General features: G+C 45.5%; 13 protein-coding genes. 11 read left to right on the top strand and 2 right to left on the bottom strand.

What is annotated here, in order from left to right:
• Positions 1-3 precede the first annotated feature (3 nt).
• Complete coding sequence (locus tag NV381_RS31400) at positions 4-1,194, bottom strand: asparaginase (protein ID WP_258217268.1); 1,191 nt, start codon at positions 1,192-1,194, stop codon at positions 4-6.
• Between the two features lie 342 nt (positions 1,195-1,536).
• Here NV381_RS31400 and bioB point away from each other — a divergent pair, with 342 nt between their 5' ends.
• The 4 genes from bioB (at position 1,537) to NV381_RS31380 (ending at position 5,206) form a co-directional block, all read left to right on the top strand.
• The gene (bioB, locus tag NV381_RS31395) at positions 1,537-2,529 is read left to right on the top strand and encodes a biotin synthase BioB (protein WP_258217267.1); all 993 of its coding nucleotides are present in this window, start codon (positions 1,537-1,539) and stop codon (positions 2,527-2,529) included.
• A gap of 225 nt (positions 2,530-2,754) precedes the next feature.
• A complete protein-coding gene (gene kduD, locus NV381_RS31390) occupies positions 2,755-3,510 on the top strand; it encodes a 2-dehydro-3-deoxy-D-gluconate 5-dehydrogenase KduD (RefSeq protein WP_258217266.1) in 756 nt (251 codons plus the stop codon).
• The gene (locus tag NV381_RS31385; protein ID WP_258217265.1) at positions 3,510-4,487 is read left to right on the top strand and encodes a sugar kinase; all 978 of its coding nucleotides are present in this window, start codon (positions 3,510-3,512) and stop codon (positions 4,485-4,487) included. Before kduD ends, NV381_RS31385 begins: the two co-directional genes overlap by 1 nt.
• Positions 4,488-4,543: 56 nt before the next feature.
• Positions 4,544-5,206, top strand: a complete 663-nt coding sequence (locus NV381_RS31380) for a bifunctional 2-keto-4-hydroxyglutarate aldolase/2-keto-3-deoxy-6-phosphogluconate aldolase (RefSeq protein WP_258217264.1) — start codon at positions 4,544-4,546, stop codon at positions 5,204-5,206.
• Positions 5,207-5,653: 447 nt separating this feature from the next.
• Here the strand turns inward: NV381_RS31380 and NV381_RS31375 are convergent, their stop codons facing one another.
• The gene (locus tag NV381_RS31375; protein WP_258217263.1) at positions 5,654-7,963 is read right to left on the bottom strand and encodes an AraC family transcriptional regulator; all 2,310 of its coding nucleotides are present in this window, start codon (positions 7,961-7,963) and stop codon (positions 5,654-5,656) included.
• A gap of 181 nt (positions 7,964-8,144) precedes the next feature.
• Here NV381_RS31375 and NV381_RS31370 point away from each other — a divergent pair, with 181 nt between their 5' ends.
• From NV381_RS31370 to NV381_RS31340, 7 genes are all read left to right on the top strand, one after another.
• The gene (locus tag NV381_RS31370; RefSeq protein WP_258217262.1) at positions 8,145-9,677 is read left to right on the top strand and encodes an extracellular solute-binding protein; all 1,533 of its coding nucleotides are present in this window, start codon (positions 8,145-8,147) and stop codon (positions 9,675-9,677) included.
• Positions 9,678-10,001: 324 nt separating this feature from the next.
• The gene (locus NV381_RS31365) at positions 10,002-11,543 is read left to right on the top strand and encodes an extracellular solute-binding protein (protein WP_258217261.1); all 1,542 of its coding nucleotides are present in this window, start codon (positions 10,002-10,004) and stop codon (positions 11,541-11,543) included.
• Between the two features lie 194 nt (positions 11,544-11,737).
• Positions 11,738-12,661 carry an ABC transporter permease gene (locus NV381_RS31360; RefSeq protein WP_419182321.1) on the top strand — a complete coding sequence of 308 codons (924 nt, stop codon included), beginning with the start codon at positions 11,738-11,740 and terminating at the stop codon, positions 12,659-12,661.
• A 27-nt stretch (positions 12,662-12,688) separates the two neighbouring features.
• Positions 12,689-13,570, top strand: a complete 882-nt coding sequence (locus NV381_RS31355; protein WP_258217259.1) for a carbohydrate ABC transporter permease — start codon at positions 12,689-12,691, stop codon at positions 13,568-13,570.
• Between the two features lie 69 nt (positions 13,571-13,639).
• Positions 13,640-18,856, top strand: coding sequence for a fibronectin type III domain-containing protein (locus NV381_RS31350; RefSeq protein WP_258217330.1), 5,217 nt, complete (start codon positions 13,640-13,642; stop codon positions 18,854-18,856).
• A 24-nt stretch (positions 18,857-18,880) separates the two neighbouring features.
• Complete coding sequence (locus NV381_RS31345; protein WP_258217258.1) at positions 18,881-23,725, top strand: fibronectin type III domain-containing protein; 4,845 nt, start codon at positions 18,881-18,883, stop codon at positions 23,723-23,725.
• 80 nt (positions 23,726-23,805) lie between these two features.
• Positions 23,806-25,608: an S-layer homology domain-containing protein gene (locus NV381_RS31340; protein ID WP_258217257.1), complete on the top strand. Its 1,803-nt coding sequence runs from the start codon at positions 23,806-23,808 to the stop codon at positions 25,606-25,608.
• Positions 25,609-25,680: the final 72 nt, after the last annotated feature.

Here is a 25,680-nt window from a genome sequence, read left to right as displayed (position 1 = left end):
CTGTTATGGCTGTTCCGGTTGTACATCTTGCGTGCCATACGTGGCGAACCAGTCCTTGACCGTATTGAAATCGCTAGAGAATGCCAGGGATAGAAGAAGCATGATTCTTGCGTGCTGCGCATTCAGGCTGTCGCCTGCGATGATGCCGCTACTGCCGCCGTACATAGTGCCTGAGCCTGTTCTTGTTGTTGTTACAAAGATAACGCCCTGCTTGATTGCATTGCTGCGAGCTGTGCTCATCTTCGAGGATATGCCGCCGGCGCCTGTTCCGGCCGTTACGATTCCCTTGACCCCTTCACTCACGAGGCCGTTGATAGCGCCGCCGCCAGCATCTTGATAAGCGTAGACGATTTCTACGGCAGGGAGCTTATCTTTGGTGATGGTTTTAAAGTCAAAAGGAGTTGCCCAATCCGGCTTGCCCGCTTTTAATACTCTAGCAGGAGCACGGTAGACACGGATGTTCGTTTCGTCTATGTAGCCTAATGCGCCAACCATAGGTGTTTCGAACGTATCCATACGGTGGGAGTTGGATTTGGTTACTTCTCTGGCTGCGTGAAAGACATCATTCAGCATAAGAACGGTGCCGAAGGATTTGGTTTTACCGCTTCCTGCCAGCTTGATGGCGTTATACAGATTGGCTGGGGCATCGGTACCGATAACATCCCAAGGCCTCATGGCGCCTGTAACAATGACTGGCTTTTCACTTCTCACGGTAAGGTCGAGGAAATAAGCGATTTCCTCCATTGTATCCGTACCGGATGTAACAACGGCTCCGTCGTATTGCTCTAGAGCAGCGTCTACCGCCAGGGAAAGATCGTACAAGTCGCTCATGGAATAGCTGCCCGATCCTTTATTGCCGAATTGATAGGTAGCTACATCCGCGATTTTATCCTTATTAGGCAATTGGCTGACAAGATCGGCAATGGGATAAGTGCCTGCGCGATAATTTTGAAAGCTGGTCTGATCGGCTGCTTTACCGGCCAAAGTGCCCCCGGTTCCAATGACGATAACATTCGGCAATGGCGACTGCTTGAAGCTGTCCGTTACAGGTGGAATGGGGATGGCTGATGCCGTAACCTCCGCAGCACTTGCGGACGACGGAATCGTGAACACCGATACGGTGCTCAAGAGAGCGGGTACAAGAAGAGGGATAAGGATCTTTTTCATAAGCTTGCTGCCTTTAAATAATGTCATATAAAGATACCTCCAATGTTATGTATTTATAATAATGTATTGAATACTAATACATGTTATGTTATTTGACAAATATTTAACACTAATGAAAAAACGGTTACATTGCGTGTTTAAACGGTTTTATGTCGATTTTTGACGTTTATCTGCTGTTTTCATATTTATGCATTTTAATATAATGTTAGTTATATGTTATATATTTGTGCCGCTTTTAAAAGTGGGATAGTGCCTGATTAGGGACGGGTTGTACAGTGACTCCAATTATAGTAAAATACGTCTGTTAATTGTTAACCATAAATTAATAATTTTAGTTGACAATTAAAATGGGGTGGAGGTGCTATTTTCGTGATAAAGATAAGTGCGAATTGGAGTGCATTGGCTAACAAGGCTATTAAAGGTGAAAGGCTCGCGATGGAGGAAGGATTGGCGGTGCTGCGTGCGGATGACTATGAGCTGCTTGCTGTGATGGATGCGGCTTTTCAGGTGAGAAGGCATTTTTATGGAACGAAGGTAAAGTTGAATCTTATTATTAATGCAAAGAGTGGATTATGTCCGGAAGACTGCGGTTACTGCTCGCAATCCATAGTGTCTGTTGCGCCGGTTTCCAAGTATCCGCTGCTTGATAAAGAGACTTTGATTGCGGGAGCACATAAAGCTATGGAGCTGAAGGTTGGAACATACTGCATTGTAGCCAGCGGTAAAGGCCCGACTAATAAAGAGCTGGAACAGGTGATAGAGGCGGTCCGGGAGATCAAGGAAGCAATGCCAATGAAAATATGCGCCTGTTTGGGTATATTATCTGAAGAGCAGGCAGAGCGGCTGAAAGAGGCTGGCGTAGACCGCTATAATCATAATCTGAATACGAGTGGACGAAACTTCGACAGGATTACAACAACCCATACCTATGAGGATCGTGTCAGCACGGTTCAGAAAGCGAAGGCTTCTGGAATGTCCCCATGCTCCGGCTTTATAGCAGGTATGGGTGAAACGGATGAGGAAATCGTGGAAATCGCTTATGCGCTTCGCGAGTTAGATGCGGATTCGATTCCGGTTAACTTTTTGAACCCGATTGCCGGAACGCCTTTGCAGCATATGAACGCACTGCATCCGCGCAAATGTCTGAAAATATTAGCTTTGCTGCGTTTAGTGAATCCATCTAAAGAAATACGTATTGCCGGAGGCAGGGAGATGAATTTACGCTCGCTGCAGGCTTTAGGATTGTATGCGGCAAATTCGATTTTTGTAGGTGATTATTTAACAACGGAAGGGCAGGACGCTCAAGAGGATCACAGAATGATCGAAGATCTCGGATTTGAGGTAGAGGTATGTGCGCTATAAAGGAGGAAGTTGTGATCTGAGGATGAAAGATGCAGTCTGCTGCGGGAATAAAGGAATAAATTGGAAAATTCGCTTTTGAGCAAAAGGTGTTCTTTAGGTGTTGTTGTAATTTTTCGAGGTCGGTCTGGCACATTGAAGTCACTTCACTTATAATAAAAGGGATGTATACTTGCTGACGGTATCGGAAGTACAAGCCGTATATAATTCGTTTAATGGGGTGTAGAAATGAGTTTTTTTGATTTGTCGGGTAAAGTAGCAATCGTAACGGGCGGTGCTGTAGGTTTAGGTGGAGGTATCTCTCTTGGCTTGGCAAAAGCAGGTGCGGATATTGTAATTGTGACCAGTAATGACCGCAATCGTGATACTCAAAATGAGATTGAAGCAATGGGTCGTAATGTTCATACGGTTGTTGCCAACCTGTCTGATGAGAATGAACTGCCGCGTGTTGTGAGCGAAGCTCTGTCCGCTTTTGGCAAAATCGATATTTTAGTTAACAATGCTGGTATTATTCGCCGTACACCGGCTGCGGATCATCCCGCTCAAGACTGGCATGATGTTATTAATTTAAATATGAATTCAGTGTTTTTCCTCTGCCAGCTGGTAGGTCGCGAAATGATCAAGCAGGGATCGGGTAAAATCATTAACATCGCTTCGATGCTTAGCTTCCAAGGCGGTATTAATGTACCGGGGTATACGGCTGCCAAGCATGCGGTTGCAGGTATTACGAAAGCATTAGCCAACGAGTGGGCAAGCAAAGGCGTTCAAGTGAATGCAATTGCACCGGGCTATATGGCAACGGATAACACAACTGCACTTCGTGCGGATCAAGAGCGTAATGCACAAATACTGGGACGTATACCGGCAGGACGCTGGGGTACAACGGAAGACCTGCAAGGTCCCGCTGTGTTCTTGGCATCTGCAGCGTCTGATTATATGAATGGGCATGTATTGTGTGTAGACGGCGGGTGGATGAATCGATAATGGCCACTCAACAAGCTAGCACTCAAATGTTTCAGCCGGAGATTATTACATTTGGCGAAACGATGGCGCTTATGATGCCGACAAGCACCAAAGGAATTGAATATTCCTCGCAATTTAATGGTTTGTTCGGTGGCGCTGAAAGCAATGTTGCTATTGGTGTTGCTCGTCTTGGTCACCGTGTCGGCTGGTTCAGCCGCATGGGCAAGGATCCTTTTGGCCGTATGATTCTGAAAAAAATCCGCGGCGAAGGTGTAGACGTATCCCGTGTTGAGCTAACGGCGGAAGCGCCGACCGGCTTGATGATGCGCGAGGTCGTATCCGGTAAAACATCGGTATATTACTACCGTAAAGGCTCCGCGGCGAGCACGTTAAAGCCGGAGCATCTGGATGAGGAGTATATTAAGCAGGCTAAATACCTTCATGTTACAGGTATTACACCCGCTTTAAGCGGATCATGCCGCGAGGCAGCAATCGAAGCTATTCGTATCGCCCGCAAGCATGGGGTAAAGGTATGCTTTGATCCGAATCTGCGCCTTAAGCTGTGGTTGATGGATGAAGCGCGTGAGGTGCTGTTGGAAATGGCCAAGGAAGCGGATTATTTCCTTCCAGGCTTGGACGAGCTTAAGCTGCTGTACCAAACGGAGAGCTTCGATGAAATTGTTGGGCACCTGAATGAGCTTCAGGCTGTTTCGATTGTTAAGGGCGGCGACGATGAAACCTATGTCGTGGAGCAGGGCAAGGTTAGCTCCGTTCCTTATTTCAAAGCCGAGCAGGTTGTAGATACAGTAGGTGCCGGTGACGGCTTCTGCGCTGGCTTTATCGTAGGCTTGTTGAAAAACTACAGTCATACCGAAGCTGTCAGGTTGGGTAACCTGATTGGCTCGATGGTTGTGCAAACCGAAGGTGATTGGGAAGGTATTCCGACTTGGGAGCAGGTTGAAGCGGTACTTAATAACGTGAAGCATGTAGAGCGTTAATAGATCAGCAGCAACCAGGTTAAACAAACTAGATGCAAAGGAACGGTTGAATCGATATGAAGAAAATTAAGCTGCTCCAGCAAATGAGCAACGCAGGCGTTGTGGCCGTATTACGCGGAGAGACGGCCGATGAAGTAGTTGAGATGGCGGAGCAAGCCATCGAGGGCGGTATTAAAGTCATCGAGGTAACGATGACAGTGCCTTTCGCACTGCAAGCAATCGAGAAGCTTGCGAAGAAGTACTCCAGCGAGACGCAGGATGCGTCCAAGTACGCCATCATTGGCGTAGGTACGGCGCTGGATCCGGAGACGGCGCGAGCTGCGATTCTTAGCGGGGCCGAGTTTGTCGTAGGCCCGGCGTTGAACCCGGCAACGGTAACGCTGTGCAACCGGTACCGTGTGCCAGTTATGCCCGGAGTTATGACGATTCAAGAGATCCAGCAGGCGCTGGAGCTGGGCGTTGACATCGTCAAGCTGTTCCCGGGCAACCTGTACTCGCCGGCAACAATCAAGGCGATCAAAGGGCCTTTGCCGCAGGCGAACATTATGCCAACCGGCGGCGTGTCGCTGAGCAATCTGGCTGATTGGATCAAGGCTGGAGCTGTAGCTGTTGGTATCGGTTCTGATTTGACCACCGATGCGGTAAAAACAGGTGATTACAGCCTGGTAGCCAAGAAGGCTGCTCAATACATTGAAGCTTACCAAGCTGCCAAGCAATAACGACTGGTAAGGTGGGTAGCTTCGATGTAAGTAATAGTAGATAGGGATGCATAAAGGGTTCTTTTAAATATAGAATGTTACCTCTGATCCCGCCGCTGGCGGGATTTTTTGTACGCATCCTGCAATTGGATTGCTAAATGGGTTAATCGAAAACGATCCACCAGGTTACCTTTGCCTCTAGATCAACAAGTGGTTGAAAGGAACTGGGATGCGTTATTTTAATTTGCAAACGTTATCAACCAAGTGAAGCGGAACTAGGATCACTTATTTGCTCGAAATAGTGGAATTTTAGCCAATTGAAGACTAAATAACGCATCGTACTTCCGTAACTTCATGAATTTGAGGAAGTGCAAGGTAAATAAAGGAATGACGTTCCGCTAGCTAGTTGTGGCGTTGCATGGCGGTCGGTCGAATATTAATAAGGACGCCTTTCGGCGTCCTTATTAATTATTTGCGATGCGATTCCCGAAACTGCCCGGGAGTAACACCTTCTTGCTTGCGGAAAGAACGTATGAAGTTCTGAGAGTTGATATATTGAAGCTTCTCTGAAATTTCTTTAATTGTGATATCGGTTTCCATTAGCCATTTCTTAGCCATATTGAGACGATAAGAGGATAAATATTCGCTGAAGGTTACGCTGGTTTCTTTGCGAAAAACACCGCTCAAATAGTTAGCGTTATAATGCATCTCGGTAGCGCATTTTTCAATGGTGAGATCGGTGTCGTAATATTTATGAATCATATCCATGATTTTCTCGGATATATTGTGATATTGAGAATTTTGCCTGTCCCGGAAAATACGAATCAGAGGTGTAATGACGCGAGACCAGAACCATTCTTCAATTTCATGAGTGATCTGAAGCGCGTTTAATTCCTCATACAATGAGCCTCCGCCGGAATGCAGCTGGTTCAACGAAATCCCGGACTGCTGCATGGAAACCATCAGGCTGTTAAGGAACCTGAAAATAGATACCTGATATTCCTGAGGATTCATTTCCTGCTTGAAAATAAGCTGCATGAACGCTTTTAATAACTCCCGCGACTTCTCCTCGTCGGCAATTAATATAGCGTCAAATAACTCTGTTTCTGCCAAGCTTGGGTACTCAGCCAGCAGCTTTTGCTTGCCTGCATTAATATTCGCATAAGGAATAATTACATGCTCACCCAAATAAATGCGGTGCTTCAACGCCTCAAGCCCCTCGTGGTAGGCTGCAGAGGCTTTTTTAATATCATGAAAGGGAAGGCTGATTCCAATGCTGACTTGCAGATCCAGTACCCGCTTTATAGCACTCTGAATAGATTCGGTTGTTGAATAAATAAAGCCGTTATACTCGGGCTGAGCTTCAGAATTGACGCCTCCGATAAGGGTGATCTGGGTATGTTCGATAGATACGGGCGGCAATCTGACTTCCGAAGGTATGATTTCCTCTACGATGTTATTAATAGCAAATAACAGCAGCTCTAGGTCATCCTTAGAGTAACGTGTACCCTCCAAAGTATCAATTTGCAACGCGATAACCGACATTACCTGCCACTGGGCAAGCTTTTCACTGAATCCGAACAGCTCCATTTTCTCCGTCAGTTCATTTCTTCGAATGTCCTTTTGAAACATATTCATCAGAAAAAAGGTGCTGGATTGCTGCAAATGCCGGCTGGCTTCCTGCTCCAGCTGTGATTTGGATTGAAACAGGTTTTGAACCTGGTTGCTGATGATTTCGAATTCGTTCATTCCAGGTTTGACGCTTGATGGGGGGCTTCCTCCAATTTGCTTCAATAAGCTTTGGATCGGATTGTACATTTGACGAGAGCCCAGCCATGCAATAACTAAGAATACGGCAATTATGATCAAGCAGAAGAAGAAAAGATAGCGGCCAATTTTTTTGGAATCCTGAGTTAAGCTGTCTATTGAGATAATAGAGAGATAAATCCAGTTATTAAGAGATGAGCGCAGGTAGGTAGCTGTATACTTCTTCCCGCCCAATTCCGTTTCGAACTGGCCGACAGGCTGTGAGAAGACATGGGAATCACTAATAAAGCCTGTGCTGATTGCATACTTACCGATCATGGAAGGGTCTGTGTGAAATAATATCCGTTCTTGATCATCCATAATTATAACGGTCTCAGATTCCGCGGGGGTATAATTTAGAATGCTTCCTATACTGCAGGTGGGTAAATTTGCGAATGCCAGTCCAAACTTGTCGAGCTTCTGATCCGGTAATTTCTTCACCAGGCTTATCACATATGGACATTCGTAAGCATTCGCCTTCTCTTCACTGTAAAACCATATGCTGGGGTTCAGGGACCAAGAGATTGTATTGGGAAGAAGCATCTGATTGGCTATTTGAGTGTGATGCAGATAAGTGTTGAATTTATAATAGCCAGAATTTTTAATCATCCAATTTTGCTCTATGTTAACGATTACAATATCTTCAACTTTTGTGAAATAGGATTGCGTGTTGCTTATTTCCTTTCGTAAATTTCTGTACAGCAGAAAGTCGTCAGGAGAAAAAGTCTCATTTAATGCTCTTGCCACAACGGTAGAATTTACCAATTGGTCAAAGGCGTGATTTACCGTTCGCAGCACTTGCTCGACATTGGAGTTCATCAAAGTTAATACTTGTATTTGTCTGGAATTAACTTGTTTTTGAATTTCATTAGATGATTGAATGTAGGAGAATATACCAAAACAAATAGCGGGAAGTGTGCATAGAAGGCATCCAAATATGATTAGCCTTGTAAGATAACTGAAGTGTTGCATCTATGTACCTCATTCCTGACTTAAGAAAAAATAGTAATTCTGTTGTTCTATTTTAGCAACCAGTGGGAGCAATGAGCAATAACTAATTTTAATAAAAGTTTTCGTATGCCAGATGCATTACAATAGAGTTATCTTTCATGTATAATAAATGCAATCGTTTGCATCGGGGGAGAGGGTTTCCATGAGTAGAAGGAGTCTGTTTGTTAAAATGTTCATATACAGACCCGTCTCTATTATAGTTTCTGTCGCCTTGCTATTGAGCGCTTGTGAGGGAATAGATACGAAGAAAAGTAGTATTCCGGCGGCAGAGCTTCTTGATATTAGTATGATGGTACCGCTTCACCAGGTCAAAGCTCCGCCCGATGAACTAATCAGCAGCATTGAACAAGCCACTCAAACGAATCTTGACATCGAATGGGTCCCTTATGATATTTATAAAGATAAAATGATGAATGCGCTGGAGACGAATTCACCTAAAAAAGTAATTTTCGTAAGCCAGCCTGATTATGTGTATGTGAGAAATGAAATCCGTTCCGGTATGTTTTGGGAAATTGGCCCGTATTTGGACTTTTATCCAAATTTGAAAAAGTTGAATAAAACTACGTTAAATGAAACATCGGTTGATGATAGGCTATATGGTTTGTATACGGAACGTCCCGCATCAAGACAAGGCGTCATCCTCCGGAAGGATTGGTTAGACCGTCTGGGCCTGAAGGAGCCATCCTCGATTGATGAATTATACGAAGTTATGAAGAAGTTTACCTACAACGATCCGGACGGTAACGGGAAGCAGGACACTATTGGGCTGGCCGACCGCAGCGATCTTGTATTCGGGGCATTCAAAACATTGGGATCGTATTTCGGAACGCCTAACAATTGGGGTGTAGTAAAGGATAAACTGGTTCCGGAGTTTATGACGCCGGAATATATTCATACGATGGACTTTATGAAAAAGCTGTATGACGAAAATATACTGAACCGTGACTTTTCAATTACGAGTAAGCAGGTAGAACGGTATATGATTATCAGCGGTAAAGCAGGTGCATATATCGGCAGCCTGGAAGATACGCCCAGATTATTGGACGAGCTGCAAAAATTGAATCCTACAGCTGAATTGACCATACTTAACCGTATTCGCGGTCCTCAGGGATATGGAGTCTGGTCGATCCCGAGCTTCAACGGATTGTTCCTCTTTTCCAAGAAAGAGATCAAGACAGAGGCGGAGCTGAGAAAGATTCTTGCCTTTTTCGATAGAACGATGGATGCCGATGTTAGCAACATAATGCAATATGGCTTAGAGGGCAAGCATTACACAGTAGAAGAGGGACGAGTCGTGAAGACTCCGACGATGAGTCAGCTGCATAACATAGAGGTGCTGCCGCTGTATTCTTTAATGATAGCCAGCCTGAACAATTCGATTATGAAGCTTAAGGAAGAAATGCAAGATCCACTTCAAGTTAAAATTAGTAAGCTGACCTCGGATAATGAAAGCTTCTTGATTCGAGATCCGGCTCAATCCTTGTTCTCTCCGACTTACGATATGGTTGGAGGAGAGCTCTGGCCAATTGTGATTAATGCTACGTACAGCTATATTCTTGGTCAAATAGACTTGAATGGCTTCGAGAAAGAAATCGACAAATGGGAGAGAAAAGGGGGAGGCCAGATTATTAAAGAATATTCAGAGGCTTACCAAAAAAAGATTTCAAATAAATAATTGCAGGGGATGGGCTATTCCAGAAGGGTAAACCCAGGTGGGCGAATCCTATAAAATGTGAAAAAGAACCTTCAGTTACACTTTAAAAGTGGAACTGAAGGTTCTTTTGCATTACTAACAAAGCGGAGGATGAAATTTCCAGACCCCAATAACATCCATGATCATTATCTCAGATACCTATCTCATATAGGCTGAAAAGCCCAGTGGCACAAGTGTTTGTGAGGCAATGATTGTATATGGAATGGAAAAGCACCTCTATGATAAAAAGGAGAGCAGGACGAGAGCATTTTTGATTCTGCAATGAAAAATGGAGGTTGGAATAATTTGAAAAGAACAAAGGGTTATGCCAAAAAAGCTGCTGTTTTTTGCGCTGCGGTGTTAGCGGTCACATCGATCCTTGCAGGCTGCGGCGATAACGTGAAGCCGGAGGCAACAGGGAAGGATACGTCAACGAATACGGAAAATACGAAAGTGGAGCCTATTTCCAAAATAACTATTATGGCGAACCTGCAGACACCTGAGGTTCCATCGGAGACGATCAAGAAAATACTTGAAGAAAAAACAAAAACCCAAATTGAGTTCCAATGGGTACCGGACGGTTCTTATGATGAGAAATTTCAGGCCGCCTTTGCAACGGGATCTTTGCCGCAAGCTGCTTATATTAAAAACCAGTCGTCTTTCGTCCTGCTTCGCGATGCTATCAAAAACGGACAATTCTGGGAGCTAGGCCCTTATTTAAAGGAGTACTCCTTCTTAAGTAAGATGAACCCCGATATTCTAAAGAATACGAGTGTGGACGGCAAAATTTATTCGCTTTATCAGGAAAGACCGCTGACGCGCCAAGGTATTATCTACCGTAAAGATTGGGCTGATAAGCTTGGTCTCGCAGAGCCTAAAACAACCGATGATATTTACAATATGCTGAAAAAATTCAAGGAAGCGGATCTGGCTGGTGGAGGTAAAACACTGGGGCTAGCGGATCGCAACGATCTGGTCTACGGCTCTTTTAAAACATTAAGCTCATTCTTCGGAACTCCTAATGGCTGGGGGGTTGTCGATGGGAAGCTTACTCCTGAATTTGCTACTAAAGGGTACATGGAAACGATGAAATTTATTAAGAAGCTTCGTGACGAAGGTTTGATTAATCAAGACTTCCCGGTTACGAGCAAAACGGATCAGCAGAACATGATGTACACCGGTAGAGCGGGGATGTATATAGGCTCGATGCCGGATGTTGAAACGATGCAGGATAAAACGTCCAAAAACGTTAAGGAAGCTCAATATGACCTGGTTAACCAAATTACAAGCAGCTCGAACAGTAAGCCGGCGACATGGGCGCTACCAGGGTATGGCACTATGGTTATGTTCCCTAAAGCTGTAGTTAAAACGGAAAAAGAATTAAAGCAAATTCTGGCCTTCTACAATTATTTCCTAAGTCCGGAAATTGCTAACCTGCTTAAGTATGGGGTTGAGAACACCCATTACACCGTTAAGGATGGCAAGGTAGTTCCTGGAACCGACCAGAAGCTGCTGGAGAAGGATGTTAAGCCATATCAAAGCATCGCACTTGCTGACACCACTAATGTAACCCCATCTTTTTACAGCCTTCCGGTTCGTGAAAAGGCCGAAAAGCTTGCCAAGGATGCTATCAGCTTTGGAGTTCCAGATCCGACGGTATCTCTGGATTCCAAAACGTTTAACGAGAAGGGTGCAAGACTTCAGGACATTATCAAGGATGCTACTTATAAATTTATGTTAGGTACCATCGACGAAAATGGCTTCCAAGCAGCTGTGAAAAAGTGGCAGGACGAAGGCGGAGCCAAAATTATCGAAGAATACAATACAGCCTACAAAAACGTTAAATAATTAAAATACGCTTTGTTGGGGGCTGTTGAAACCATTCAACAGCCTTCACCAGTTGAACCTCGACGTGTTCATCATCCCTCAAGGACTGGTACAGCCGAGTATCCTTGATTCAATCATATACAACAAGGCTTTATTGGCCTCCGTAAGAAAGGAAGTCGTGTGTAATGAATAGTAGTGTCGTTCAGTCCAAGCCGATGCCGGTACCCAAATCAAGCAGTTCATTAGCCAAAAGATTAGTCAGGAACCGGTATATGTATTTGATGATCCTTCCTGGGCTTATCTATTTTATTATTTTCAAATATTTCCCTATGTATGGGCTGCTTATTGCCTTTCAGGATTATTTGCCATACAAGGGAATGTCGGGCAGTGAGTGGGTAGGGCTGAAGCATTTTAATAAATTGTTTAGTGAACCGGAATTTTGGAACATTTTTAAAAACACGTTTGTCTTGTTCCTCTATAATATTGTTTTTTATTTTCCGGTCCCCATTGTGCTTGCTGTGATGTTGAATGAAGTGGCAAATGTATTTTTTAAACGGTTGGTGCAGTCGATCGTATACATCCCGCATTTCTTGTCATGGGTCATTATCGTATCCATTGCCTATGTAATGCTAACGATGGATGGCGGAATTATTAATCAATTAATGCTGTACTTTGGATTTCCCAAGGTAAACTTTTTGCTGAGCGAAGGCTGGTTTCACCCCATGTACATTGTTCAGGTTATTTGGAGGGAAGCGGGCTGGGGAACGATTGTGTATCTGGCTGCAATCGCAGCCATCGACCCGCAGCTGTATGAGGCTGCAAGAATGGATGGAGCCGGACGGTTCCGACAAATTTGGCATATCACCTTACCTTCAATAAGAAGTGTAATTGTTGTGCTGTTAATTCTTCGAATAGGCAATGTTCTCGATCTCAGCTTCGAGCATGTGTATCTGCTGCTCAATTCGATGAATCGTTCCGTCGCCGAAATTCTGGATACCTATGTATACACAGTCGGTCTGAAACAAGGTCAATTCAGCTTCAGCACGGCAGTAGGTTTCTTTAAATCATTTGTTGGCCTATTTCTGGTTGTACTTTCTAACAAATTAGCCAAAAAAATCGGCGAGGAAGGCATTTACTAATCGACTGGGTCATAAGGAGGTACCGCAATGGTTCAAGACAAGACATTACTTAACAGAATGTTTGATTTCTTCAATATCTTTTTTCTCATCCTTATAGCGTTGGTTACGTTCCTTCCTCTCATGCATGTTATTATGGCTTCTTTTGCAACTGTAGAGGAAATAGCTCGCAAACCGTTTATTTTGATTCCGACCGAGTATACCTTGGATGCTTACCGCTATATTTTATCGACGAGTGCGATCTTTCGTTCATTAAGTGTATCTGTGGGGGTCACCCTCTTCGGAACCTTAATCAGCATGTTTGTAACTTGCTTGATGGCATACGGCCTAACGAGAAGAGATTTGGATGGACGCCGCTTTTTCATGTTCCTGGTTGTGTTCACGCTGCTCTTTAATGGAGGTTTGATACCGACCTTTTTGGTAGTTAAGGCAATGGGACTTGTGGATTCATACTTTTCTCTGATCGTCCCGACCATGATTAATGCATTCAACCTGATTATTATGCGGAGCTTTTTTATGAACCTGCCTGAGGGTCTTGAGGAGTCTGCCAAAATCGATGGCTGCAATGATCTCGGAATCTTGTTCAGAATTGTTATTCCGCTGTCTATGCCGGCGATCGCCACGATATCTCTATTTTATGCCGTTAACTACTGGAACACTTACTTCAATGCCATTATCTTTTTGAATGATGCGAATAAATGGCCTATCCAGGTGCTGTTAAGACAAATCGTTCTTGTAGCAAGTGCGTTTAGCGCGGATACATCGGACTTTGGCAGTGATTTTGTTAAACCACCGGATCAAACGATTAAAATGGCTGTCATTGTTGTTTCCACTCTACCCATTCTGGTTGTTTATCCGTTTCTGCAGAAATATTTTGCAAAAGGGGCATTAGTGGGCTCCGTCAAAGGGTAGATGCTATAGGATGCTCTATCAACGCCTTAACGACTGCACACATATATTTTGGAGGTGTTATTTTTGGCAATGCGACGCAAAGGTATTTCCTTGCTTATGAGTTTGGCAACATTCGTCTATGGATTTTCAGGTTTGACGCTTGTATCGGTGCCGGCAGCTTCAGCTGCATCCGTCTATCTCGTTAATGAAGATTTCGAAGCGGGCACGGTTCCATCCGACTATATTATTACTCCCAATCCGGCAACAGCTAACAATTTTGCAGATGTTAGGGTTGACCCGAAAAATGCGGCTAATAAGGCGCTTTTTCTGAATGATGCGAATAGCACGGCTTCAACCGATATTACATCGATAGAGAAGTCATTTACAGCCCAGACAAGCGGACAAGTTACGATTGAATTTGATTTTTTATCCAGTCTGGGAGTTAACTCAGGGGCTAAAATTATCCGGTTATTGTCTTCAGAAGGTGTGGTTGCCGCTAATATTGAAACGAAATCCGGCAGCATCTTCACTTACAGAAGGCAACCGGCTGTTTATTATGATCTTCCTGCTTATGTAAAGGATACATGGTACAAATTTAAAGTTGTTGCTGATATCGATTCCCAGAAAGCGGATGTCTACATTGACGGAGACAAGAAGCTTAGTCAAGTTCCTTTCGATAATTCGGTTACGAATATTGCCAAGTTTGACTCTGTGAGTCCAGGCTCCTCCAGCCGAAGCCACTACCTGGACAACATCAAGGTTTATAAGAACGAAGCAGCAGCTTCGGTTCCGGATAAACCGGCTTCTTTATTGGCGGCTCCCAAAAGCCAAAGTGTCGACCTGAGCTGGGGGGCAGTGTCCGGCGCGACCTTTTACACAGTGAAGGTTGGAACAGCCAGCGGCAATTACACGAGCTCTTACAAAACGCCTGACGCTACCATGACTTCCTATACATACGAAGGCTTGACCAACGGGACTCCCTATTATTTTACTGTAAGTGCTTCAAACGCTGTTGGAGAAGGAGCTAATGCGGTCGAAGCTATTGCAACTCCATTGGCGGCTCCTGGAAAGCCGACTATTACGAGTCTGGAGGCTGGCCCCGCTCAAGCCAAAGTGAAATGGTCTTCGGTTACTGGAGCTAGCTCCTACACTGTAAAGAGCAGCACAACTGCCGGCGGACCTTATGCTGTGGTTGCCTCCAATCTTACAGGAAACGAGTATCTCTACACGGGTCTGACTAATGGCAACATCTACTATATCGTCGTAAGTGCCAACATCAACGGTGTAGAAGGAAACAATTCCAATGAGATGTCGGTTACTCCGATGTCCAACACACCGCTGCAAGCTCCCAAGAACTTAAGAGTTCCCGCTATGGCCTATGATGAGAAGAGCATCATTCTAGCGTGGGAGAAGCCTGATGAGTATTCCAACATTGTCGATTACAAGGTTTACATGAATGGCCAACCGATGGCTATTGGAACGGCTAATAGTAACGCAGCGGTCTATTCTCCGGCCAAACCGTTTATTGACAAGTTTTACGAAGAGGATACGGACAACCGTCATGTAAAAATAAGCATGCATAATTACACGGTTACAGGTCTTACGCCGAACACCCCGTATACATTTACTGTAAAAGCAGTGGACAGCAACGGGATTGAATCGCCGGCAAGCAATCAAGTAACCCAATCTACAACTGCCGTTCCGCAAGTATTTAATATCGTTGATTACGGTGCGGTTGGCGATGGAGTCACTTTAAATACGAAGGCTATCCAAGATGCCATTGATGCAGTAACACCAGGTGGTAAAGTGCTAGTACCTGCAGGTAAATTCAAGACAGGCTCCATTTGGCTGAAAAGTGATATGACCTTGGAGGTAGCTAAGAACGCGACTCTGCTTGGTTCTGAAAAGCCTGAAGATTATGCATTTGATTACATGCTGTACGATTATACAACAGTTCCGAGATTTTACTCGCTGATCAACGCACACACCTATGACTATGGAAGCTTACGGAACATCCGGATTGTAGGGGAAGGTACTATTGACGGGAATGGTTGGGTAGCACCGACTCGAACGGACGATAATTTCTTTCCGGTGCAAGCGGGAAGCAGTAACACTAATTACAACACCTACGGAATTCTTGCTAAGAACCAAACCAACTACGCTAGAGATACGCTCGGTATGGATCAAACAAGTGCATACTCTACACGTTCCAATCTGATTACGCTGCGTGGTGTTGAGAACGCGTTTTATGGCGGGTTTACCGCACTGAATCCATCCAACCATACCTTGGTTAATTTGAATTCCAATCATGTCACTGTAACTGGCGTCAAGCTTCTGACCTTTGATGACAATAATGCAGACGGAATTGAATTCGGTGGTGGCGATGGGCTTACGGTGTTTAACAATATTTTTGACACCGGTGATGACGCTATGAACTTTGCAGCGGGCCAAGGTGCTCAAGGGCAGAAGGATGAGCCTACCCGCAATGCTTGGATATTCAACAACTACATGAGAGAAGGACATGGCGGCGTAGTAATGGGAAGCCATACAGCTGCTTGGATTGAGAACATCCTGGCTGAAGACAATGTTATGAAACAGACTGAAATCGGTCTCCGTGCCAAAACGAATACGCCAACCGGTGGTGGAGGCAGGAACGTGGTTTTCAGAGATACAGCGATGAAAAATGGCAAAAACCAAGCTTTTATTTTCACATCGGCCTACTCCGACGTCAACTCAGCAATTGAATACGAGCCGGCTGCAGTTCCATCACAGTTCAAAGATATTACGGTTAAAAACGTTTCCGTAGACGGCTATAAGAAAGAGGCTATCAATGTTGCGGGAGTTGACGGAGGCTTCCATGAAGGCATTCATTTTGAAAATGTAAAATTTTATAATGCTGTGCAAACGAACATCGGTTATATGCGAAACAGCTCGTTCAAGGATGTTGTATTCGTAGGGCTTGCAGCACCATGGAAAATCGCCAATTCATCCGGTCTTACCTTCACTGGTACTACAACGATGGACAGTTCTTCCAATAATGCTGCATTAGCACCGGTTTGGACGAATAACAGTGCACTTACAGCATCTAATATTACCGATACATCTGTTAAATTGGATTGGTCGGCAGCGGTGGCAACGGATAACGTGAAAGTAGAAGGCTACCGAATCTATGAGGGCTCCACCCTAATAGGCAGCAATTCGGCCTCCGGCTCCGGACAGGCTGCAGCCACCTTCACGGTAAACGGACTTTCTCCAGCATTGTCCTATAGCTTTAAAGTGGAGGCTATCGATGCGTCAGGGAACTGGAGCAGCGGTCCATCCGTTACGGTGACGACAACGGGAGTCAAGGATTCTATTGCTCCAACGGCCCCTACGGGCAGCAATGTCATTCAACTTGTAGACAAGGCCAATACGACTTGGCTGAATATTAAATGGACTGCCGCAACGGATAACGTAGGCGTGAAGCAGTACAATCTATATGCCAATGGAGTAAAGAAGGGTACAGTGCCAGGAACAAGCACTTCCTTCAATGCAACAGGCTTAAACTTCGATACGGCGTACACCTTTGAAGTGGAAGCGGTTGATGCCGCTGGTAACAGCACTAAATATCCGGCTCAATTAAAAGTAACTACAGCAGCAGCCTATGATACCGGAGCTCCCAAGTGGCCTGCCGGAAGTCAGGTCACAGCCAGTGAGGTTACAGCGACGAGCGTGAAATTAAGCTGGCCAGAAGCAACCGATGATCTCGGGGTCAAAGGGTATAGAGTTTATCAGAATGGAAAAGCGATTGCTGGAGCAGCTGTGTTTACCCCTGTGAATTTAGCGAATACGGTTCCAAATTCGATGACCTCGTATACAGTGACGGGTCTTACACCTAATACGCAATATACGTTCAAAGTAGAAGCGGGAGATGGGAATGCGAAATGGACGGGAACCGGACCGGTATTAAGCCTTACAACTCTGGTTTCTAATGAAGTTAACACATCTCTTACAAGTGTCCCAAGTGTGGTCTCTGGGCAGCCATTCAGTATGACTTATGGATTAAGTAATGTAGCAGCTCTCACAACCGGGGCAATCTATGCACAAGAAATCAAATTGGAATATGACTCCAATCTGTTGGAGCTTGTATCAGCGGAATCGGTGAAATCAGTGGAAACCGTATTCCAAGTCATTGACATAAGGAGAGATGTTCCTGGACAGGTTCGTATATTTGCAATAAGCAAAGGCGCTGCTGGGGCTATTGCAACCGATGGACCGTTAATTGCAATGAATTGGAAAGCCAAAGCGCTTAGCCAACCTAGGACAGCTATAATTTCAGCAGACGTACAGCTTGCAAACAGTCGGGGTGTCATTACTCATCTTCAACCGGCCACGATCAATATTATGCTAGAGTTGGCAGGTTCCAATGCTAAACTGCTCGAGGCAGCCATTGATAATGCCCAAAATGCGTATAACTCGGCTGTGGAAGGAACGGCAGAGGGTCAATATCCGCAAGGGGCAAAAGCAGCGTTGAAAACAGCCATTGATGCAGCTAATGCAGTATTGGCGGACCATACATCTACCGAGCAAAAGCTGGATCAAGCTATCGTGAACTTGAATCAAGCGCTTCAATTGTTTAGGTCTAAGGTGATTGTCGGAGCAGGACCGAACGTTAAACCGCTCGAAGCAGCCATTGATAATGCCCAAAATGCGTATAACTCGGCTGTGGAAGGAACGGCAGACGGTCAATATCCGCAAGGGGCAAAAGCAGCGCTGAAAACAGCCATTGATGCGGCTAATGCAGTATTGGCGGATCAAACATCCACGGAGCAAAAGCTGGATCAAGCTATCGTGAACTTGAATCAGGCGCTTCAATTGTTTAGGTCTAAGGTGATTGTCGGAGCAGGACCGAACGTTAAACCGCTCGAGGCAGCCATTGATAATGCCCTAAGTGCTTATAACTCGGCTGTGGAAGGAACGGCAGACGGTCAATATCCGCAAGGGGCAAAAGCAGCGCTGAAAACAGCTATTGATGAGGCTAATTCAGTATTGGCGGATCAAACATCCACCGAGCAAAAGCTGGATCAAGCTATCGTGAACTTGAATCAAGCGCTTCAATTGTTTAGGTCTAAGGTGATTGGTCCGATTCACGGTGATGTGAACGGTGACCATCAGCTAGATCGGAAAGATCTAGAAGATATGGCTAAGGTGTACGGATTGACGTCAGGAAGCGTTAATTGGGATGCATTCAAGCATATGGATTTTAATCATGATGGAGTTATTAACATTATTGACCTTGTTTATGTAGCCAAATTAATTTCCTTGTAGTCATTATCTTAAGAGGTGAAACTATTGAACAGAAGAATTACGAACTTTATATTAAGCTCTCTGTTAATTCTGAATTTACTGCCGCTGGTACCTACTCCTGCGGCAGCAGCTACAACGGCTCCAATGCCTTTCGTTGAAGATTTCGAGAGCATCACTGACGCAACGATTGCAGCAGACTATACCTTAAAGGAAACGACGGGAAGTACGGTGCGTGTAGTGGATGATCCCGTCACTCCAGGAAATAAAGTCGTTTATCTGTATGATCCGGGAGCCGGTCAAGCGGGCATTGGAAGAGATTTCACTTCCACATCGGGAATTGCTACCTTTGAATTTGATTATATGCAGCCTGATGTAGGCGGCGGAGCCAAAGTGTTCGATTTATACAGCGGCTCGACGGTGGCACTTGAAATCCAGGCTCAAACGGCGGGGAACTTCACCTATACAGGTCCGGGAACTGTATTCGGACAGGGATTATTAGCAGCTAATACATGGGTTCGTTTCAGGATTGTTGTGGACATGAACGCAGGCGCTGCCAGACAAGTAACCATCTATGTAGGAAAAAGAGGAGAGACGCTGCAAGAGGTTACGGGTATTACTACATTTAAATCCGCAGTAACGAACGTCAATAAATTTGATTCTACAACACCTGGGGGCTCTGCCAAGAGCCAATATCTCGATAACATTAATTTTTATGCAGGAACTACACCGCCAGGACCCGCCCTTCCTACAGCTGCACCTGCGGGACTCGCGGCTGTAGCAGGAGATAATCAAGTAAGCTTAACCTGGAACGCGGTTGCCGGATCTACCGGAACAGTGTATACGGTTAAACGCGGAACGCAAGCCGGAGGACCGTACACACAGGTAGGTACCGGCTCCACAACCAGCTTTATCGATAGTACGGCAGTAAACGGAACCGCTTATTACTATGTAGTAACGGCCAAAGGCTTAGGTCAATCGGAGAGTGCAGCTTCTAATGAAGTTGCTGCTTCTCCTGTTGCACCGGCCATCCCGCCGAATGCTCCTTCAGGAGTAACGGCTACAGCAGGCAATGGGCAAGTCCTATTGTCCTGGACGGCAGTAAGCAATGCTGCCAGCTATAAAATTATGCGAGGCACGGATGGGCAAAGCTTTGCCCAGTTTGGCGGTAGTCTAACAGCGGCGAATTATACCGATTCCGCTGTTACGAATGGGACGAAATACTACTACAAGGTAGTAGCTGTCAATCCTTATGGTGAAACCAGCTCGACGATAGTAAATGCTACGCCTGTATCAAATCCACTGCCACCAGCCGCACCTGCTGGACTTACTGCAACTGCTGGCAATGGTCAGGTGGTGCTCTCGTGGACTCCCGTTAGTGAAGCAACGAGCTATACGGTAAAACGGAGCACGAACGGTCAAACTTATGCTAACGTGGCAACCGGCCTTACGGCTACGAGTTATACGAATTCAGGCTTAACCAACGATACCAAGTATTATTATGTGGTTTCAGCGGTCAATCTTAATGGGGAAAGCGGGAATTCTGCGGCTGCGAATGCAACTCCACTAGCCCCTCCTGCGCTGGATTCGTATAATCTGGCCGGCTTTTCTTATGGAAACACCGGCGGAGGCAATATTCCGGAGACGGACGCTAAGTATATCAAAGTTTACAATGCAACCGACTTCGCCAAGGCGGTTAACCGTAAAAACGGTTATAAAGTAGTGGAAATTATGAATGATCTGAACTTGGGCTGGAATGAGCTGTCAGCTGAGGCTAAGACGACGGCAGGGGCTTTGTTTGTAGCGAACGCAACGCCTCAAACACATCCGGTACTAATGCAAACGGGAGTAAGTAAAATTTATCTCGATACGCTCAGTAACATAACGATTTTCTCAGCCAACGGCTCCAAGATCAAACATGCCGGCTTTACAATTAAACATGGCTCCAATATTATCATCAGAAATTTGGAGTTTGACGAGCTGTGGGAATGGGATGAGTTGACCAAAGGAGATTACGACAAGAATGATTGGGACTACATGACCCTGGAGGATGAATCCAAAGTATGGATCGATCATTGTACCTTTAATAAATCATACGATGGTGGAATCGATGTCAAACAAGGATCATCAGGAGTAACCATTTCCTGGTCGCTGTTTAAAGGGGATGACCGCGGCCCTAACAGCTGGGTAACTCAACAGATCCATGCACTGGAAGCCAATAAAGCCTCTTACGCGATGTACAAATTTTTACGCGATCAAGGTTTAAGTGTGGAAGATATCATTGCGGTCGCGGCAGGACAAAAGAAACAGCATTTAGTCGGCGCTACCGAATTCGATTCCAAGAATCCAAACTTACAGGTTACTCTGCACCATAACTATTATAAGGATATGCAGGATCGTATGCCTCGCTTAAGAGGCGGCAATGTTCATGCCTATAATATCGTGATGGACAGTGCAAATAACTGGGCTGCCAAGAAGCGGATTAATTCAACACAAGAAGCGGCTATTTCAGCAAAAGGGTACCACTTCGGTGTAACCAGCAATGGTGCAATATCCACCGAAGGGGGTGCGGTACTGGTTGAGAATTCAGAGATCGTGGATGTCTTCTACCCAATGCGTAATAACCAGGTGGATGCTGCCAAATCGCAGTATACCGGGAAAATACTTGCCAAAGATACCATTTATTCTTTAGACGGGGTTACATTCAGGGGGAACAGCGACACACTGAACAGCCCAATGACACCGGTACCTGCGACGCCTTTGGAGTTTTCCTGGAGCGGAATGACAGATCTGCCTTATACGTATACGTTGGATGATCCATCTACAGTGAAGTCCAGATTGACTGCGGAGGATGGAGCCGGAGCAGGAAAGCTTGCTTGGCCGAAAGCAAACTGGCTGCTTGCGTCTGGATATAGCTCGGATGGCAGTGCGCCTACAGCTCCGACAACCGTTGGAGGAGTTAGTGCTACAGGGACGAACAATGGTCAGGTTGCTCTGAAATGGAATGCGGTTAGCGGAGCGACAAGCTACAACATCAAACGCAGCACAGTAAACGGGGGAAGTTATCAAACGCTAACTACTGTGCCTGGGTTAAGCTATACAGATACTTCCGTATCAGTCGGAACCGCTTATTACTATGTAATTAGCGCGGTCAACTCGGTGGGAGAGGGGTCAGACTCCGTACAGGTAAGCTGCACGCCAGCAATCGTAACTGTAGTTGCTCCATCCGCCCCAACGTCGGTCAATGCTGCTGCAGGTGATGCGCAAGTGACTATAACTTGGGGAAGTACATCAGGAGCGACATCCTACAAAGTGAAGCGCAGCACTACCGATGGTCAGAATTATTCAGAGATTGCTAATAATATCACAACAACGAACTACAAGGATACTAATGTGACCAATGGTACGGTCTACTATTACGTTGTTAATGCTGTCAATGAAGCGGGAGACAGTGTGAATTCGAGTCAAGCTAGTGCCAAACCAGTCGCGGGTCAAGACGTTACGACCGGTATGAGCTTGCTTGTAAACGATAATTTTGATGCTCAAACAACAGGAGCGAAGCCTGATGGGTATGAGGTTTCGGAGTTAGGTGGAGCCGTACAAATCGCAAATGTGCCAAGCAGCAGCAATAAAAGTATTTTTATCAACGATACTAACGCAAGCAGTTTTTCGCAGATTTCAAAGAGCTTCCCTGAGCAAACGAAGAAGGTCATTGTTCAAGCTGACTTCATGCAGCAGACAAAAGCGAATTCCGCAAAGGTTATTCGTGTTCAGCCAGCCCAAGGGGGAACTCTGCCAGCTGTATCCATTGAAACCGTCAGTGGTAACCTTACTTACCGCGTGGCCGGAGCTACGGATACTTACACTGTATTATCAGGCTACAATGCCAACACTTGGTATACGATTCAAATTGTTGCCGATATAGAAACTCAGAAAGCGGATGTTTATATTAACGGTGTAGCGAAGATTCAACAGGCGCCTTTCTATGCAGCCAATAATTCCTTGTCCTTGCTTGAATCCTATACATCCAATGGGGGCACGGTAGGACATTATATCGACAATGTTAAAATCTATGGTGCTCTTGATCATCTTGGGCTAGCAGCATCCTTGAGTGAAGTTCAACCGGTGGGGTTGGGCCAATCCTTCAGCACCAATTATGGGTTGAGCGGCGTCTCTTCAAACGCTAGTGCAGCTATCTATGCTCAGGATGTGACCATCCAATTCGATGCAGCCGCAGTGGAGTACGTCTCTGCCCAATCATTGAAAACAGGATTATCAATCGTTCAAGTAAAAACAGATATACCAGGTCAAATACGGATGATAGTTGCCAGCCAAGGGCCGTCCGGAGCCGTAACAACGGACGGACCCCTGATCAAGCTTAATTGGAAGGCTAAATCTACAGGGCAATCAGCAACCACTACTATCTCTGTATCGCAAGCAAAGCTCTCGAATAGCCAGGGTGATATTACACAGGCAAACGCAGCATCGGTCAAGATCCAGTTCGTTGGTCTGAACAAGTCAGCACTTCAGTCAGCTGTTACCGGGGCACAGGCAGCCTATGATACAACAGTTGAAGGTAACCGTATGGGTCAATACCCTACAGGCTCCAAAGCTACGCTGAAAGCGGCTATCGACGCTGCAAATGCGCTCTTGGCAAATTCCGAGGCTAATCAGCAGCAGCTCGACAGTGGCGCATCCGTCCTGAGCCAGGTGCTGCAGCAATTCAAAGCATTAGCTCAAAAGCCTAATATTGGAGATCTGGGCATAGTGGCAGCTGCCTATGGTTTGAAATCCAACAGCCCGAATTGGAATGAAATCAAAATTTATGATGTCAATAATGATGGTGAGATTTCCATTACTGATCTTGTGGATGTAGCTCGACAAATGCCTTAAAGCAAGTGTGAGGTGAGAGATCGGGAGGACAGCCGTTAGGCTGCCTCCAGGTTTTTTTTCAAAAGAAAGGACGGACAAATATGACGAGACTCAAATTGTGGATAACAAGCTTGGCTTTATTAATAATGACGATGCCTGTCCTGCCCGCATACATTTTTGCAAGTGGCGATCCCACGTATTCATTAACTCTAAGCACTCCAAGCGTGGAAATGAACAGAGAATTGACTGTCACGGTTCAAGGGCAAAACGCAGTGGATTTGTACGGCTATGAGGTTGTACTTCAATTTGATAATCAGAAGCTAAGCTATAAAGAGGCGAGCACGGGCACAAGCGGGTTTTCGGTTAAGCCTGAACTATCGGGTAATTCCATAAGGCTTGCCCAGTCCAAAGTAGGCCAAATAGCTGGGGATAATGGCAATGTCAATTTAGCTAGCGTTACGTTTAATACAGTTGCAGTGGGAGCTGCAGAAATTAAATTAAGTAAAGTAATCGCGGTTTCTTCCCAAACTAAAGAAACCTTTTGGAGTGAATCCGCTGCTGCATCTGTTAACATTACTTCTCCTCAGCACAGTAGCAGCAAATCAAGTGGCGGTGGAGGATCAGGTGGTACCGCATCGCCGTCACAGCCGACAGTTGGAGCGAGCCAAAGCGGGGCGCTTATTACAGTAAAGGAGACTACCAAGTCAAAAACGGACACGGGAAAAGAACTTACCGTAGCGTCCATAAGCAAGGATAGCCTCTCAGAGGCAATAAAGCAGCTTCAAACGAACACCAGCAGCACTAATAATATTACGGTTGAAATGAGTAACCAAGGAAGTGCGGTCAAGGTTGAACTGCCTGCTTCTTCATTAGCAGAGATCGCCACGCTGCCGAAGGATACCGTAATTGTTGTGAAGAGCGACGCGGTTACCTACTATTTGCCAGTGAAAGTGGTGGACATTTCGAAAGCAGCTCAAGCATTAGGAGCAGATGCAAAAGATGTGACTATCAGTATTGTCATTGAAAAAGTGAGCGGGACGGATGCGCAGAAGGTGGCGGACACCGCGGGTCAGTCTGGCTTGAGGCTGTTGACAGGTGCCGTTGATTTCAGCATCACTGCCCAGGGCAATGGGAAGACGGTCAGCATCAACGAATTTAAAGGTGCCTACTTGCCGAGAAATATTGAAGTTCCAGCTGGAACAGACCCGACTAAGGCAACAGGAGTACTCTATAATCCTGAAACTGGAGAGATGACCTTTGTGCCGACCTTATTCCAAACCGTGGATGGTAAAACAATTGCAACTATACAGCGTCAAGGAAACAGTATTTATGCGATTGTAGAATCCAATAAATCATTTAATGATTTAAACGGGCATTGGGCTAAGGAAGATGTACAGATCCTTGTATCCAAGCTGCTGGTCAACGGTAGAACTGAAACGACTTTTGTGCCGCAAGGTGACATTACGCGTGCAGAGTTTGCCACACTGCTTGTGAAAGGGCTTGGCTTGACTGAAGATAAAAGCAGCAAGTTCAAGGATGTTTCGGCCTCGGATTGGTATGCGGGATTCGTTGGCGCTGCTTCCAAAGCTGGCTTGGTTGACGGGCTTTCTGCTGATACCTTCGCACCAAATGCCAACATTACCCGAGAACAAATGGCTGCTCTAATTAGTCGTGCTATAAATTTAGTGGGTAAGCAAAAAGCGGTTGACGCGAAAAAGGTGGATGTATTCAAAGATCAGGCTGCAATTAGTGCATGGGCTAAAGAATCAATAGCGCAAACGATCGATGCCAAAATCATGAACGGTAAAAGCGCTGATATGTTTGACCCTTCCGCCAATTCTACACGTGCCGAATCGGCAGTAGTTTTAAAACGCTTGCTCCAATATATTAGCTTCATTAATTAATCATCGAACTGCAGTTGAGCATGGCCTCGGATGGAAAGATGCAGTTATCTGAGGCCAATCTACGGGAAATAT

The sequence above is a fragment of the Paenibacillus radicis (ex Xue et al. 2023) genome (assembly GCF_024722015.1).
Lineage (GTDB): Bacteria > Bacillota > Bacilli > Paenibacillales > NBRC-103111 > Paenibacillus_S.
Note: the sequence above shows the minus strand (reverse complement) of the source record. Positions and strands in the feature narration are given on the sequence as shown.

Excerpts from the sequence above, each read along its gene's own strand:
- NV381_RS31350 (WP_258217330.1), top strand. The coding sequence starts at position 13,640 with ATGCGACGCAAAGGTATTTCCTTGCTTATGAGTTTGGCAACATTCGTC.
- NV381_RS31400 (WP_258217268.1), bottom strand. The coding sequence starts at position 1,194 with ATGACATTATTTAAAGGCAGCAAGCTTATGAAAAAGATCCTTATCCCT.
- NV381_RS31360 (WP_419182321.1), top strand. The coding sequence starts at position 11,738 with ATGCCGGTACCCAAATCAAGCAGTTCATTAGCCAAAAGATTAGTCAGG.
- NV381_RS31370 (WP_258217262.1), top strand. The coding sequence starts at position 8,145 with ATGAGTAGAAGGAGTCTGTTTGTTAAAATGTTCATATACAGACCCGTC.
- NV381_RS31340 (WP_258217257.1), top strand. The coding sequence starts at position 23,806 with ATGACGAGACTCAAATTGTGGATAACAAGCTTGGCTTTATTAATAATG.
- NV381_RS31355 (WP_258217259.1), top strand. The coding sequence starts at position 12,689 with ATGGTTCAAGACAAGACATTACTTAACAGAATGTTTGATTTCTTCAAT.
- NV381_RS31375 (WP_258217263.1), bottom strand. The coding sequence starts at position 7,963 with ATGCAACACTTCAGTTATCTTACAAGGCTAATCATATTTGGATGCCTT.
- NV381_RS31385 (WP_258217265.1), top strand. The coding sequence starts at position 3,510 with ATGGCCACTCAACAAGCTAGCACTCAAATGTTTCAGCCGGAGATTATT.
- kduD (WP_258217266.1), top strand. The coding sequence starts at position 2,755 with ATGAGTTTTTTTGATTTGTCGGGTAAAGTAGCAATCGTAACGGGCGGT.
- NV381_RS31380 (WP_258217264.1), top strand. The coding sequence starts at position 4,544 with ATGAAGAAAATTAAGCTGCTCCAGCAAATGAGCAACGCAGGCGTTGTG.